Source organism: Microbacterium sp. NPDC058062 (assembly GCF_042885375.1).
GTDB classification, from domain to species: Bacteria; Actinomycetota; Actinomycetes; order Actinomycetales; family Microbacteriaceae; genus Microbacterium; species Microbacterium trichothecenolyticum_C.
Map to the genome: position 1 here is coordinate 1 of NZ_JBHVSC010000009.1, position 13,968 is coordinate 13,968.

Below are 13,968 nucleotides of genomic sequence, written 5' to 3' on the forward strand. Positions count from 1 at the left end.
CGAATCCCGTCCAAGACACCACGGTCAGTCAATCGGAGAGTCAGGACGACCGCTGCGGGGCTCCCAGCACCAATCATCACTGTCAACCGGGCTTCTGCAGGACACGTGCGCGGGGATCGGTCCTGCGGAACCGCGGTTGACCTGTTGACCGGGGTGTGTGGGGATCGCTGACCCGAGTCATGTTTGCTCGAGGCCCCGCCGCTCCTCGCGAGGGGTATCGCTGTGTCCGCGCTGCGGCCCGGGGTCGCAGCATCCATCCCCCTGCCCTCCGACAGGTCAACCGGGCTTCTGCAGGGCACGAGCGCGGGGACCGGTCCTGTGGAACCGCGGTTGACCTGTGGACGGGGGTGGAGCAGGGTCAGGTCTGGGCAGCGCCCGCGCCGGCGCCGGCGATCGCGGCGACCGCGCGGGCGAGCTCGTCGCCGGTGGGCAGGGAGTCGGGGCTGATGATCCACAGCAGGCCGAGGCTCTGCACGAGGACGAACTCGAGCTTGGCGATCGCATCGAGGTCGGTGGCGCTGAGATCGGGGCGCGCGGAGCGCAGCACCTCGACGATGCCGAGGTGCGCCTGCTCGGTGGCATCCGCCAGCGCCCGGCTCGCGCCGGCGTCGCGCGACACGCGGACGGAGTTCTCGAGGCTCGCGACCAGGGCCTCGCGGTTGGCCGCGAAGATCTCGGGCATGCGGTCGAACAGGGTGGCGAAGCCGTCGATCAGGGGGAGCGCGGCCGTCTCGTCGACGATGGCCTCCATCGCGTCGCCGATGCCGCTGCCGAGGGACTCGGTGAGCGCGGCGCTGATGAGCTCGTCCTTCGAGCCGAAGTGGTAGCCGATCGCGGCGAGGCTCACGCCTGCGGCAGCGGCGATGTCCCGTGCAGTCGCCTTAGCGACGCCGCGCTCGAGGATCACCTGTCGTGCGCCGGCCAGGAGGTCTTCGCGATTGCCCATGCGCCCATCGTACCGATGCGTCTTAGACGAACGTGCTAGACAAACGTGCGACTCACCTGTTAGACATATGTCTCATACAAACGTCTAAGAGATGGGATGCCTCATGAGCGACTTCGCCGGGACGCCTCACGTCCTCGTGTCCGGTGCCGGAATCGCTGGTCTCGCCCTCGCTCTGCAACTCGTGCGGTCCGGCATCCGGACCACCGTCGTGGAGCGGGCGGCGGCCCCGCGTCCCGGCGGGCAGGCGGTCGACCTGCGCGGTGCGAGTCGCGAGGTCGCCGAGCGCATGGGCATCATGCCCGGAATCGATCGCCTCCGCGTGCACGAGGAAGGCATGTCGTATGTCGACGGCGAGGGCAGGGTCTTGGGCCGCATGTCGATGGCTGACTTCGACGGGGAGGGTGCGGTCGCCGAGATCGAGATCGCGCGCGGTGACCTCGCGCAGGTGCTGCTCGATGCGCTGCACACCGCTTCCGACGAGTCACCCGGCGTGCTCGACCTCCGGTACGGCGACCGCCTCACCGCACTCGCTCAGGACGAGTCCGGCGTCGACGTCCGGTTCGAGCACGCCGGACCCGATCGCTTCGACGTCGTCGTCGGCGCCGACGGCGTGCACTCCCTCACTCGGCGCCTCGCCTTCGGGCCGGAGGAGCAGTTCGCGACCTACCTCGGCGGCTATGCCGCGTTCTTCACGATGCCGACGCCCGCCGACCTCGAAGAGAACTGGTTCGCGATGCGCTTCGTTCCCGGAGCGACCTTCGGCATCCGGCCCGACCTCGACCCGGCGACCTCCAAGGCGATCCTCACGTTCCGCATGGACCGCGACCCCGCACTGCGCGGCGACCGAGCCGCGCAGGAGTCGCTGATCCGTGAGCGCATCGCCGGTGCCGGATGGCACGCGCCGGCAGTGCTCGAAGCGCTGGGCGAGGCATCCGATCTGTACTTCGACGAGCTGGTGCGCATCGACCTTCCCGACGTCGCGAACGGCCGGGTGGTGCTGCTCGGGGACGCCGCGTCGTGCGGCTCGCCGATGACGGGACAGGGGACCGCCGTCGCGCTCATCGGCGCGTACCTGCTGGCGGCGCGGCTCGCGGCGACGCCCGGCGATGCGCCCGAGGCGCTGCGGGCGTATTCGGCCGACATCGCGCCGTTCGCCGAGAAGGGCAAGGAGATCCCGGGTGGTGGCATCAAGCGCATGGTCCCGGCGACCCGGCTCGAGGCGGCCGCGTCGCGGGCGATGACCCGCGTCATGTTCTCGCGCGCCGCGCTGCCGCTGGTCCGCCGCATGTTCGCCGGGGGCACGCCGCTGCCCCTCCCTGAGACCCCTGTGCCGGCATCGCTCCGCTGACACGCCGCTCCGGTGTCACGACGCGCGGGCCCGCTCGCATGACCCCGCGTGTTGCGGCACCCGAGGCGCCGGGGTCGCAGTTCGGGGGTCACGACACGCGGCATCACCGGTGCGACCCCGCGTGTTGCGCCACCCGGGGCGGCGGCCCCGAGCCGGGCCGACGCCGTCAGACGCGGCGGCCGAGGATGAGGTCGGCGGCGACCTCGCCGATCACGATCGCGGGGGCGTTGGTGTGGCCGCGGATCACCGTGGGCATGACGGATGCGTCGGCCACGCGGAGTCCGGCGACCCCGCGCACGCGCAGCTCGGGGTCGACGACGGACGCGGCATCCGTCCCCATCCGCGCGGTGCCGACCGGGTGGTAGAGGGTATGCGAGTAGCGGCGGAGCGACAGCTCCGCGCGTTCCACCGGCGTCATGCGCTCGCCGCCGTCGGGCTGCACCCAGCCGCCGGTGGTGAGGGCACGGAGCGCCTCGGTGTCGATGAGGCTCTCGCACTCGGCGAGCCCCGCGAGCATCGTCTCGGCGTCGACGCCCTCGGGATCCGACAGGTACGCGGGGTCGATGAGCGGCGCCGCCGACGGGTCGGCCGACGCGAGCCGGATCGTGCCCCGGCTGCGCGGGCGCAGGAGGATCGCACCCACCGTCAGCCCGTGCGCCGGCGTCGGCACCAGGCCCTCGCCGACGTACGGGACGGGCGCGAAGATGATCTCGATGTCGGGGAGCCCTTCCGGCGCGCCCGTGCGCTCGGCGACCTCGGTGCGCACGAACCCGTAGGCCTCGGCGACGTTGGAGGTCAGCATCCCCTTGCGGGCGGTGAGGTACTTCGCGAGCTCGGCGGGCTTCTCGGCGTCGTACAGCGTGCCGCCCTTCGCGGCCGGCGCGAGGCCCGCGACGAGGTGGTCCTGCAGGTTCGCCCCGACATCGGGGGCGTCGACGACGACCTCGATGCCGTGCTCGGCGAGATGCTCAGCCGGGCCGATGCCGCTCAGCATGAGCACCTGCGGAGTGTTCACCGCTCCGCCCGACAGGACGATCTCGCGCCGGGCGCGCACGTGGCGCGTGATCCCGTCCACTTCGACATACGCGCCGTTGGCGCGGGGCTCCGCCCCGTCCTCCTCGGCAGTGGTGAAGGTGATCCGGCGCACGTGGGCACCCGTCATCACGCGCAGGTTGCGTCGGCCCTTCGCGGGACGGAGGTAGGCGTCGGCCGTCGAAGCGCGCGCGCCGCGGTGCTCGCTCACCATCGTCTGCGAGAAGCCCTGGCCCTCGGGCAGATTCGCGGGAGTGACAGGATGCCCCGCCTCCCGCGCCGCCGCCAGGAACGCGGCGGTATGGGGCCGGGGGTCGCGCTGGTGCTCGACGGCTTGGGGGCCGTGCGCGCCCTGTGTCCCATCCGCCGGGTCGGACGTGCGCTCCACACGCTGGAAGTAGGGGACCAGCGCGTCCCAGGACCACGTGGGGCCGGCGGCATCCGCCCATTCGTCGTAGTCGGCGGCGAAGCCGCGCACCCACATCATCGCGTTGAGGGACGACGATCCGCCCAGCGTCTTGCCGCGCGGCCAGTACACCGTGCGGCCCTCCAGAGCGGGCTGCGGGACGGTGTCGTAGTTCCAGTCGTAGGCGCCGCGGAACAGCTTCGAGAAGGCGGCGGGCACGTGCAGCTCGAGCGCCTTGTCGGGGCCGCCGGCCTCGAGCAGCAGCACCGAGACGTTGAGGTCGTCGCTCAGCCGCGCCGCGAGCGCCGCTCCGGCCGAGCCCGCGCCGACGACGATGTAGTCGGCCTCGAGCCCGTCGGAGCCGAAATCGGCCGTCACGCCTGCATGGCCTTCGTGAGCGTCTTCACCAGTCCGGGAAGCTTGCCGTCGACGAGGTAGCGCGTGAGCCCGGCGCTGACCTCGGCGCCGGTGCGCGAGCTCACGAACCACGGCGGCGTCGGCAGGATCGTGAACACGCCCTTGCCGACCGAACGGGGGAAGGGCCGGAACGGGCCGCGGGCGACCGATCGCTCGACGCGATCCAGCAGCAGGGCGTTGTGCACGACGCCGATGCCGCTCGACACGTCGTCGAGCGTCGCGCCGGGGAAACCGCCCCACGTGAGGCGTGCGGTGAGGAAGTTGAAGGCCGTCCATGTGTTGATCGCGATGTCGCCGTAACGCAGGTCGGCGAGCGCGCGCTCGAACCCTTCGCCGAGGGCCTCCTCGGTGGCGGGGTCGATGATCACGTTGGCACCGAGGGTGCCGGTGAGCCTGTCGTTCGCGTGCGCGACCGCGGCGTCGAGGAACTCCTGGCCGGTGCCGCCGACCTCGACGACCCCGAGGATGGGCGCGAAGTACTCGACCGTCTCGACATCGTCGTCACCGTGGCCGGCTTCGACGATCGCGCGCGTGCGGTCGGCGCTCCACACGGCATCGGGATACGCGGATGCTGCGGCCTCCAGCCGCTCTTCGCTGCGGGGGTACCAGACCGGGCGCTCCGGCGCCGCGGCGTACGCCGTATGCAGCTCCCGCAGGAACTCCGCGCGCTGCGGCCAGTCGGAGCTGATGATCACGACCTGGCCGGCGATGCAGTTGTGCCCGGCGTTCACGAGGCGCATGGTCGCGACGTGCTCGGCCTGGTACTTCAGGTCTGCCGCCGACCACCTTCCCGGCACCACGATGATGGGTGAGACGCCGCCGAGCTCGGCCGTGATCGGAACCTGAAGCTTCGGGCTTCCCGACGCGCGTGCTGCCGCAGCTGGGCCCACGCGCCCGGAGGCTCCGGGCGACGCGCCAGCGGCGCGTGGAGGGGGCGTGGGGACCGTCCCGGTGCCCCACACGATCGCGTCGAACGTGACTGCCGAGCCGGTGATGTGCACGTGCGCGAAGCGCGGGTGCGAGGTCAGGTAGGCGCCGGTCGCAGCCCCGCCGCGCACGATGCGCACGAAGCCGGGCTCGATCAGCGGGGCGAGCGCGCGCTCGAACACCGGCACGAGCGCGTCCTGCGTCGGGTTGACCTTGAGCAGCGCCACGCGATTGTGCGCGAAGAGCTCGTACAGCACGTCGGCGACCGGGATGGAGCTCACGTTGCCCGCGCCCAGCACGAGGCCGACGCCACCCGACACGGTCGGGGTCAGCTGGGCGAGGCCCGCCGCGCGGGTCGCCTCGATCGCGGAGACGCCCGGCTCGAACCACACCTCGCCGGTGAAGCCCGACAGCAGGAACTTCTCGGTGCCGTTCAGGGGGAAGGTGTTCGCGCGCAGGCGCCCGCCGGGAGCCTCGTCGAGCGTGACGCCGTCGAGCGGGCTGCGGCCCTTCGCGAGCGCCTCGAGCGTCTCGCGCAGCGCGTCGAGCAGTCCGATGATGGCGTAGGGCCCGCCGAGCCACTCTTCGCCCGACAGCGGATGCCCCGGCTCCAGCCCCTTCGACATGGTCGCGGCGTCGGCCCACTCCTGTGCGACGACGCCGACGGCGTCGCGCACGCGGCCGAGCAGGCGGGCCCGCTGGTCGAGGGTGAGCGCGACCCACACCTTCGCGCCCGCTTCGAGCCGATCGATGTCGGCGTCGAGCACAGCGCGCTCGTCGGCCGGAAGGTCGGACTTCGGCGCGCGCTTCGCCGGCGCCTTGCGCGGCTTCGCCGGCGTCGCGGACGAGGTGGGGGACATGTGTTCTCCTTCGAACTCGCGGCGACTCCCGCTCGTGAGTCCGTCACCGGGCATCCTATGTCACCGTGCCTGTGCGGCGGCACTCGGTCTCAGGCGGGCTGCGACTCGGTGTCGTGGTGGTCGATGTCGGCGCGGCGCAGCGGGTAGCGGGCGAGGGTGAGCAGGCTCAGCGCGATCAGCACGGCCGGCGCGAGGCTGAAGCTCACGACGATGCCCGTGATCGCGGCATCCGGCTGCTCCACCACCTGCGTGCCCGTCGACGAGACGTATCCCGTGACGGCCAGGATCACCGCCAGCGTCGTCGCGCCGAGCGCGAAGCCCACCGTCTCTCCGGCGGTCCAGACGCCGCTGAACGATCCCGCGCGGCCGGGTCCGTGCGTGCGCTCGTCGTGCGAGATGACGTCGGGGAGCATGGCCATCGGCAGCGACTGCATGCCGGCGTACGCGATGCCCGCGATGCCGACCGGCACATAGATCCAGTCGCCCGGCGCCCACAGCATGCCGAGGATCGACACCGCCGCGATCGCGAAGACGACGCTCGCGATCGTGAACGTCCGCTCCTTGCCGATGCGGCGCGCGACCACTCCCCACGCGGGGGCGGCGAGCAGCGCCGGCGCGATCAGCGCGACGAACAGCAGCTCGACCGCGGCCTGCGAGTGCAGCACCCAGGTCGCGACGTACTGAGCGCCGGCGAGCATGAGTCCGGTGGCCAGCGCCTGCAGCACGAACGTCGACAGCAGCATCCGGAACGCCCTGCTTCGCCTGAGTGCACCGATCCCTTCGGCGAAGTGCGCCCGGATCCCGGCGGCCGGCGCATCCGTCGCTCCACCTTCCGGCGAGAGTGCAGCTGGTCGCCGAGACGCTTGTTCGTTCCCCACCTCTCGGCGACCAGGTGCACTCTCGCGGATCGGCTGAGGGGCGGCGTCCGGAGCCTCCGGGCGCGTGGGCCCAGCTGCGCGTTTGGCGACACCCGTGGCAACCAGCATCCCGATCCCGATGACCACACCGCAGACGACGCCCATCACGAGGTACTGGACGAACGGGTCCTCTGACACCCGACGCAGCGCCGGACCCCCGGCGCCGAACAGCAGGATCGCGAGCGTGAGCACGACGACGCGCCACGTCAGCAGCCGCGTGCGCTCGTCGTAGCGCGGGGTGAGCTCGGCGGGAAGCGCGATGTACGGCACCTGGAAGAGGCTGAACGCCGTCGCCGTGAGCGTGAACGCGAGCAGCACCCAGATGCCGGCGACCAGCGGCCCGAGCGACGGCGGCACCGCGAACGTCAGCGCGAACAGCACCGGCAGCGCGAGCGCGCCGATCAGCATCAAGCGCCGGCGGCTGCCGTGGCGGGCGAGGTCGCGATCGGTGAGCGCGCCGATGACCGGGTCGATGACGACGTCCCACACCTTCGCGACCGTGATGACGGCGCCGGCTGCGAGCGCGGCGACTCCGAGCGAGTCGGTGAGGTAGTAGGTCAGCACGAGCCCGGGCAGGGTCGCGAAGCCGCCCGTGCCGAGCGATCCGGTCGCGTAGCGCGCGATCGTGCCCCGGCTGAGACGGGCGGAGGAGGTGGTTGCCGGAACCCCAGTCGCCGGCGGAGCCTCATTGCTCATCGCGCCAGTGTAGGTCAGCCGTGTCGATCGATCGTGTCCCCTGTGGACACCGCCCCGCGGTCAGGATTCGGCGCGGACGGCGGCCTCGACCGCCCGGAGGCCGGCGAGGGTCTCGGCGAACGACGTCGAGAGCGGCGAGAGGCCGATGCGCAGCCCGCCGGGGTCGCGGTAGTCGGGGATCACGTCCTGCGTCCACAGGCGGGCGGTGACCGCGCGCATCGACGGGTGCGACAGCGTCACGTGTCCGCCGCGCTCGGCGGGGTTCCGCGGCGAGGCGACCGCGACCCCGAGTGGAGCGAGCAGTTCGTCGGCCACACGCACGGCGAACTCCGTGAGTGCGACCGACTTGGCGCGCACGGCCTCGATGCCCACCTCGTCGAGCAGGTCGAGGGTGTCCTGCATCGCGAGCATGCCGACGATGGGCGGCGTGCCCGAGAGGAAGCGCCGCATGCCGTCGGCAGGGCGGTACTCCGGCCCCATCGCGAAGACGTCGGCCGTGCCCATCCACCCCTGGATGGGCTGTGCGAGCCGATCCTGCAGCCGTGCGGCGACGTAGGCGAAAGCCGGCGAACCGGGACCGCCGTTGAGGTACTTGTACGTGCAGCCCACCGCGAGGTCGAAGTCCCACGCGTCGGCCTCGACCGGCACGGAGCCTGCGGAGTGGCACAGATCCCAGAGGATGAGCGCGCCGGCGTCGTGCGCGATGCGGGTGAGGGTCGCGGCATCCGCCAGGTATCCCGACCGGTACGCGACGTGCGACAGCAGCACGACGGCCGTCTCGGGGCCGACCGCCGCGCGGAGCGCGTCAGCGGACACACCGCCGTCGAGGTCGACGTGGATCCATCTGAGGCGCCCGCCGCGTTCCGCGGCGATGCCCTCGACCAGGTAGCGGTCGGTGGGGAAGTTGTCGCGGTCGACGACGATCTCGACGCGTGCCGGATCCGCGGCGACGGCGGCGTCGAACGCCGCGCGCAGCAGCTTGTAGAGGAGCACGGTCGTCGAGTCGCCGATCACCGTCTGACCCGCTGCGGCGCCGATCGCCGCGCGGCCGACGGCGTCGCCGGTGTCGAAGGGCAGCTGCATCCACGACTCGTCCCAGCCGCGGATGAGGCGCCCGCCCCACTCGTCCCGCGCGAACGCGGCGAGCCGCTCGACGCTCGCGCGCAGGGGGCGCCCGAGCGAGTTGCCGTCGAAGTACACGAGCGACGTCTCGGCTCCGACGAACGCGTCGCGGTGCGCGCGCAACGGGTCGGCGGCGTCGAGAATGGATGCCTCGTCCTCGAGTCGCTCGGCCACCGGCGCCTCGGTCGGGTCAGTGGTCGTCATGGATCAGCTCCTCGGTCGGGACGACGGTCGCGCCCCGGAGCCACTCGGCGACCTCGTCGAGGCCGGTCGGCGGTGGGCCGGGGACGAAGGTGCAGACACCCGAGGGCGGGTCGACGAGCGGCCATGGATCGGCCAGCGCCGAGATGAGCGCCGCACCGCGGATTCCCGCGCGGTCGAGCGCCGCGACCTCGTCGGGGTTGACGCCGACCGGCTGCTCGCCGTTGCCGAGGTCCGTGCCGTAGAGCACGCGTCCGCCCGCGGCGGCGAAGCCCGCGAGGTTCACCCGCGCGAACTCGGCCGCCTCGTCGTCGTCGCGGTGGATCGCGAGGGTCGAGATCCACACCTGGCCGGCGGCGACCGCGTGCGCAGTGAAGTGGCGTCCGACGAACTCGGTGAACGGCGTGTGGGCGAAGCCGTCAACGCCCGCGTCGAGCGCGAGCTGCGGCATCCCTTCGCCCTCCGCATGCGCGACGACGGGCAGCCCGCGCTCGCGCGCGACCTCCACGATCGCGGCCAGCGCCGGTGCGTCGAGCACGGGACCCGCGACGCTGTTGAGCGCCGCCTTGATGACGGATGCCCCGAACGACGCCTGCTCGTCGACCGCGGTCGCCGCGCCGCCGGCGACGCCGGGGTGGGTCGACGCGTCCGCGATCTCGCGCGCGATCTCCGCGGGTGCCCAGGGCCGGCCGACCGGGTATCCGCCGACCGCCGTGAGGAACGCGCCGGCATATGCCACGCGCGGAATGCTGTGGTTCCCCCGCCGTGCCAGTGCCACCGGGTCGCCGCCGAGATCGACGACGCCGGCGATGCCGCCTGCGGCCAGACCGCTCTCGTCGATGAGGTGCAGGTGCACGTGGTGGTCGGTGAACGGAGGCAGCGAGACACCGTGCTCGCCGGTGATCGCCCGGCGGCAGAGCACCGCCTCGGCGCCGAGGAGTTCGCGCAGCGCGTCGGGATCGTGCGACATCACAGCTCCGTCCGCACGGCGTACAGCTCGGGGAAGAACGTGAGGTCCAGCGCGCGCTGAAGGAAAGGCACGCCGCTCGAGCCGCCGGTGCCCGTCTTCAGGCCGATGATGCGCTCGACCGTCTTGAGATGGCGGAAGCGCCAGAGCTGGAAGTTGTCCTCGAGGTCGACGAGCTCCTCGCACGTCTCGTAGGCCGCCCAGTGGGCCTCAGGATCGCGGTAGATCTCGGTGAGCACGGGCACGAGCTCCGGAGTGTAGGTCCACGCCTTCGTGACATCGCGCTCGAGCACTTCGGCGGGGATCGGGTAGCCCGAGCGGGCGAGCATCGCGAGGAACTCGTCGTAGAGGCTCGGCGCCTCGAGCGCCGCAGCGACGAGGGCGTGGGCGGCGGGATCGGAGGCGAACACCCGCAGCATGGCGGCGTTCTTGTTGCCGAGCGTGAACTCGACGGCGCGGTACTGCGCCGACTGGAATCCGCTGGCGTTGCCCAGCACGCCGCGGAACTGCCCGTATTCGGCGGGCGTCAGCGTCGCGAGCACCGACCACTGCTCGGTGAGGGTCTTCTGGATGTGCTTGACGCGTGCGATGCACTTGAGCGCGGGGGCAAGCTGGTCTTCGCGCAGCAGCCGGCACGCGGCGCCGAGCTCGTGCAGCACGAGCTTCAGCCACAGCTCCGTGGTCTGGTGCTGCACGATGAACAGCAGCTCGTCGTGGTGCTCGGGGTTGCTCAGCGGCCGCTGGGCCGACAGCAGGGTGGCGAGATCGAGGTAGCCGCCATAGCTCATGCGGTCCTCGAAGTCGGTGACGACGGATCCTTCGATCGCCCGGGTATTGCGTTCGACGCTCACGGCCTCAGCCTAATTCGGCGGGGGTCCGCCGCGTCAGACCCGACCGCGAACCCGGGTCGATCCGGACCTCAGATGAGGGAGAGCTCCCGCAGCTTCGACTCGACGTCGGCGTTCGACGGCTCGACGTGGTGCGACGCATCCGGGTACACGACGACCGGGATGTTGGTACGGCCCGAGATGTCGCGGGCGACGTCCGCAGCGGCGGGGTCGGCGACGAGGTCGACGTAGGTGTACGAGATGCCGAGCTCGTCGAGCTGCTTCTTGGTGCGGATGCAGTCGCGGCACCAGTCGGCGCCGAACATCGTGATGGTGGAGGGGGAGGAAGCCGGGGAAGTCACCATTCCATTCTCAGGGATGGAACCTGGGTGGGCGCCGCGTGCGGCGCCCACCCGCGATCGTCACCAGCTCGTCGGCTTCGGCGGCTGGTAGGCCCACACGTCGAAGAACGTGGTGAGGTCCTGATGGGAGACCTCTTCCGAGAGTGCGATGAAGTCGGCAGTGGTCGCGGTTCCGCCGCCGAAGCGTACGACCCACTGCTTCGCGATGTCGAAGAACACCTCGTCGCCGACCTTCTCACGCAGGGCGTGCAGCAGCGCCGCGCCGCGGTTGTACACCGGCGTGCCGAACAGGCCGAACGGGCCAGGGTCGGCGAGCACGGTGTTCCACGCGGACTGCGAGGACGAGGACATCAGCGCGTTGAACCGTGCGTCGGCGGTCTGTCCGCCGTTGTGCTCGGTCCACATCCACTCGGAGTACGTCGCCCAGCCCTCGTTGAGCCAGATGTCGGCCCAGCGGCCCGGGCTCACCTGGTTGCCCATCCACTGGTGTGCGAGTTCGTGGGCGACGGTGCCCAGCCCCGCCGAGCTCGAGAAGAACGACCGGGTCTGCGTCTCCAGCGCGTACGACACGGAGTCGTTGTCGACGATGGCGCCGTACGAGACGAAGGGGTAGTCGCCGTACAGGCCCTCGAAGAAGGTGAGCATGTCGCTCGTCCTGGCGAGGTTCGCGTACTGGGCCGGCTGCCGCGACTTGTCGATCGCGTCGATGATCGGCGTCCCGTTCGCTGCCGTGTACTGCTCGAGCCGGAAGTCGCCGACCGTCGCGGTCGCGAGGTACGCCGCCATGGGATCGGGCGCGTTCCAGCGCCACGTGGTCCTGCCGTCCGCGGTCTCCGATCCCTCGAGGAGTCCGTTGGCGACGGCGACGCGGCCCTCGGGCACGGTGATCTCGTACGAGTAGGTCGCCTTGTCGGTCGGGTGGTCGCTCACCGGGAACCAGGTCGACGAGCCGTCGGGCTCGCTCACCACCATCGCCCCGTCGCGCGTGGTCACCCACCCGTAGAGGGCGTCCTCGATGTCGGTCGGACGACCGGTGGTGCCGCCGTAGGTCACGACCACGGTCGCGGACTGCCCGGTCTTGAGCTTCGGGCGCGGCGTGACGGCGAGCTCCCCAGAGCCCTGCGTGAACGCCATGCTCTTTCCGTTCACCACGACCGACGACGCGGTGAGCCCCCGCAGGTCGAGGTTGAAGCGGTCGATGTCGGCCGTCGCGACCAGGTCGATGGTCGCCACCCCTGTCAGCTGCCCTTCCAGGGGAGCGGGCGCGGGCGGCGGCGGCGTGTAGTCGAGATCGAGGGCGTAGTGCTGGACGTCGATGCCGCCGTTGCCCGCGAACGGGAAGTACGGGTCGCCCGCGCCCTCCGACCCCGGGGCGTAGCGGGGGCCGGGTGTGCCGCCGGGTGCCGCGTTCGCCCCGGCGGCGCCGGCGAGCGAGGCGACGATGAGTCCGGTGGCGAGCGAGCCGAGGGCGATCGACCTCGCGATCCTCGGTGACGGGCGATGGGACGGACGTGCGGGCATGGCAGCCTCCGGGGGTCGGCGAGGGTTTTCGCCCAGCATCCTCGGGTTGCGCACGCGTGTCGAGGGGCGATTCGCCGCCGTGCGTTGACCGAGGGTCTCCCATGCGTCTGCTGAACCGCCCGAGTCGGATTCGCCGGCGCATGGGAGGATAGCCCGCGATGCTGTTGTCGATCGTGGTTCCGACGTACAACGAGGCTCCGAACATCGCGGAGCTCGTCCGGCGTATCACCGCCGCGGTCCAGAACCGTCTCGACGCCGAGATCGTCTTCGTCGACGACAGCACCGATGCCACCCCCGACGTGATCCGCGAGGTCGCCGCATCCGCTGCCCTGCCGGTCCGGCTGATCCACCGCGACCGACCCGTCGGCGGTCTCGGGGGAGCGGTCATGGAGGGCTTCGCCGCGGCCGAGGCGGACGCCTGCCTCGTCATGGACTCCGATCTGCAGCATCCGCCCGAAGAGATCCCCGAGCTCTGGCACCGCTACTCGCGCGGCGACGTGGATGTCGTGATCGCCTCGCGCTATGCCGGCGGAGGCACCGCCGGCGGACTCGCGGACCGCACCCGGGTGATGGTCTCGAAGGCGTCGACGGCGGTGACGCGCGCGATGTTCCCCATCCGGCTGAAGGACGTCTCCGACCCGATGACGGGGTTCTTCCTCGTCGATCGCCGCACGATCGACGCCGAGCAGCTGCGCCCGCGCGGATTCAAGATCCTGCTGGAGATCCTGGCGCGCCGCCCGATGCGCGTGGCCGAGATCCCCTTCGACTTCGCGGACCGCCATGCGGGCGAATCGAAGGCGTCCGTGCGTCAGGGACTGCACTTCCTCACGCAGCTGACCGCGCTGCGGTTCGGCAAGATGTCGCTGTTCGCCGTGATCGGCGGACTCGGCGCCGTCGCCAACGTCGCGATCGTCTGGGCGCTCACCCACTGGGGCGTCGACTACATCGTCGCCGCGATCGTCGCCGCCGAGGTGACGATCATCGGCAACTTCCTGCTGCAGGAGCGCTTCGTCTTCCAGGACATGCGCGAGAGCGCCTCCGGCGTGTGGCTGCGCTTCGCGAAGTCCTTCACGTTCAACAACGCCGAGGCCGTGATCCGCATCCCGATCGTCGCCATGATGGTCTCGACGGGGCACATCTCAGCGGTCGTGGCGACGGCGATCACCCTCGTGGTCGCGTTCTTCGTCCGCTTCCTCTTCCACTCGCTGGTCGTCTACGCGCCCCGCAAGGCGGGCGCCGCGGTCAGCCCCGCGCGCCGCTTCGTCGAGGACCTCGACCGCGAGGCCGTCCAGCCCGGCGAGCTCTGAGCGCCCGGATCTTAGCAGGTTTCGAAGACCCACCCTTGACGCGCCGTGACAACGAGTTAGCATGTTGCATGCGTCCGACACCCGACGGCGCACGAATCTTGGGGTTCCGTGA

General features: G+C 71.3%; 11 protein-coding genes. 2 read left to right on the forward strand and 9 right to left on the reverse strand.

Going from position 1 to position 13,968, the window contains the following annotated elements; translation table 11 throughout:
- Window positions 1-358 precede the first annotated feature (358 nt).
- The gene (locus tag ACFVSU_RS20875) at window positions 359-946 is read right to left on the reverse strand and encodes a TetR family transcriptional regulator (RefSeq protein ID WP_387147615.1); all 588 of its coding nucleotides are present in this window, start codon (window positions 944-946) and stop codon (window positions 359-361) included.
- A 103-nt stretch (window positions 947-1,049) separates the two neighbouring features.
- Here ACFVSU_RS20875 and ACFVSU_RS20880 point away from each other — a divergent pair, with 103 nt between their 5' ends.
- Window positions 1,050-2,294 (forward strand): FAD-dependent monooxygenase, encoded by a 1,245-nt coding sequence (locus ACFVSU_RS20880; RefSeq protein WP_387147618.1) that lies wholly within the window; start codon window positions 1,050-1,052, stop codon window positions 2,292-2,294.
- A gap of 166 nt (window positions 2,295-2,460) precedes the next feature.
- Here ACFVSU_RS20880 and ACFVSU_RS20885 read toward each other — a convergent pair whose 3' ends face one another.
- From ACFVSU_RS20885 to ACFVSU_RS20920, 8 genes are all read right to left on the reverse strand, one after another.
- Entirely contained in the window at window positions 2,461-4,110 is a 1,650-nt protein-coding gene (locus tag ACFVSU_RS20885) for a GMC family oxidoreductase (protein WP_387147621.1), read from the reverse strand.
- Window positions 4,107-5,936, reverse strand: a complete 1,830-nt coding sequence (locus ACFVSU_RS20890; RefSeq protein ID WP_387147624.1) for an aldehyde dehydrogenase family protein — start codon at window positions 5,934-5,936, stop codon at window positions 4,107-4,109. Before ACFVSU_RS20890 ends, ACFVSU_RS20885 begins: the two co-directional genes overlap by 4 nt.
- Window positions 5,937-6,025: 89 nt before the next feature.
- Complete coding sequence (locus ACFVSU_RS20895) at window positions 6,026-7,549, reverse strand: MFS transporter (RefSeq protein WP_387147627.1); 1,524 nt, start codon at window positions 7,547-7,549, stop codon at window positions 6,026-6,028.
- A 60-nt stretch (window positions 7,550-7,609) separates the two neighbouring features.
- Window positions 7,610-8,875: a kynureninase gene (locus ACFVSU_RS20900; protein ID WP_387147630.1), complete on the reverse strand. Its 1,266-nt coding sequence runs from the start codon at window positions 8,873-8,875 to the stop codon at window positions 7,610-7,612.
- Complete coding sequence (locus ACFVSU_RS20905) at window positions 8,862-9,842, reverse strand: hypothetical protein (RefSeq protein ID WP_387147633.1); 981 nt, start codon at window positions 9,840-9,842, stop codon at window positions 8,862-8,864. Before ACFVSU_RS20905 ends, ACFVSU_RS20900 begins: the two co-directional genes overlap by 14 nt.
- On the reverse strand, window positions 9,842-10,690 hold the full coding sequence (kynA, locus tag ACFVSU_RS20910; RefSeq protein WP_387147636.1) for a tryptophan 2,3-dioxygenase: 849 nt from the start codon (window positions 10,688-10,690) through the stop codon (window positions 9,842-9,844). Before kynA ends, ACFVSU_RS20905 begins: the two co-directional genes overlap by 1 nt.
- A gap of 68 nt (window positions 10,691-10,758) precedes the next feature.
- Window positions 10,759-10,992, reverse strand: coding sequence for a glutaredoxin domain-containing protein (locus ACFVSU_RS20915; protein ID WP_045297699.1), 234 nt, complete (start codon window positions 10,990-10,992; stop codon window positions 10,759-10,761).
- Window positions 10,993-11,088: 96 nt separating this feature from the next.
- Window positions 11,089-12,549, reverse strand: coding sequence for a M1 family metallopeptidase (locus ACFVSU_RS20920; protein ID WP_387147639.1), 1,461 nt, complete (start codon window positions 12,547-12,549; stop codon window positions 11,089-11,091).
- Window positions 12,550-12,707: 158 nt separating this feature from the next.
- Here ACFVSU_RS20920 and ACFVSU_RS20925 point away from each other — a divergent pair, with 158 nt between their 5' ends.
- Window positions 12,708-13,856 (forward strand): glycosyltransferase, encoded by a 1,149-nt coding sequence (locus ACFVSU_RS20925; protein ID WP_387147642.1) that lies wholly within the window; start codon window positions 12,708-12,710, stop codon window positions 13,854-13,856.
- Window positions 13,857-13,968 lie beyond the last annotated feature (112 nt).

What these genes read in the sequence shown, in the direction of transcription:
- ACFVSU_RS20915 (WP_045297699.1), bottom strand. Translation starts at nt 10,992, where the DNA reads ATGTTCGGCGCCGACTGGTGCCGCGACTGCATCCGCACCAAGAAGCAG.
- ACFVSU_RS20875 (WP_387147615.1), bottom strand. Translation starts at nt 946, where the DNA reads ATGGGCAATCGCGAAGACCTCCTGGCCGGCGCACGACAGGTGATCCTC.
- ACFVSU_RS20895 (WP_387147627.1), bottom strand. Translation starts at nt 7,549, where the DNA reads ATGAGCAATGAGGCTCCGCCGGCGACTGGGGTTCCGGCAACCACCTCC.
- ACFVSU_RS20920 (WP_387147639.1), bottom strand. Translation starts at nt 12,549, where the DNA reads ATGCCCGCACGTCCGTCCCATCGCCCGTCACCGAGGATCGCGAGGTCG.
- ACFVSU_RS20890 (WP_387147624.1), bottom strand. Translation starts at nt 5,936, where the DNA reads ATGTCCCCCACCTCGTCCGCGACGCCGGCGAAGCCGCGCAAGGCGCCG.
- ACFVSU_RS20905 (WP_387147633.1), bottom strand. Translation starts at nt 9,842, where the DNA reads ATGTCGCACGATCCCGACGCGCTGCGCGAACTCCTCGGCGCCGAGGCG.
- ACFVSU_RS20880 (WP_387147618.1), top strand. Translation starts at nt 1,050, where the DNA reads ATGAGCGACTTCGCCGGGACGCCTCACGTCCTCGTGTCCGGTGCCGGA.
- ACFVSU_RS20900 (WP_387147630.1), bottom strand. Translation starts at nt 8,875, where the DNA reads ATGACGACCACTGACCCGACCGAGGCGCCGGTGGCCGAGCGACTCGAG.
- ACFVSU_RS20925 (WP_387147642.1), top strand. Translation starts at nt 12,708, where the DNA reads ATGCTGTTGTCGATCGTGGTTCCGACGTACAACGAGGCTCCGAACATC.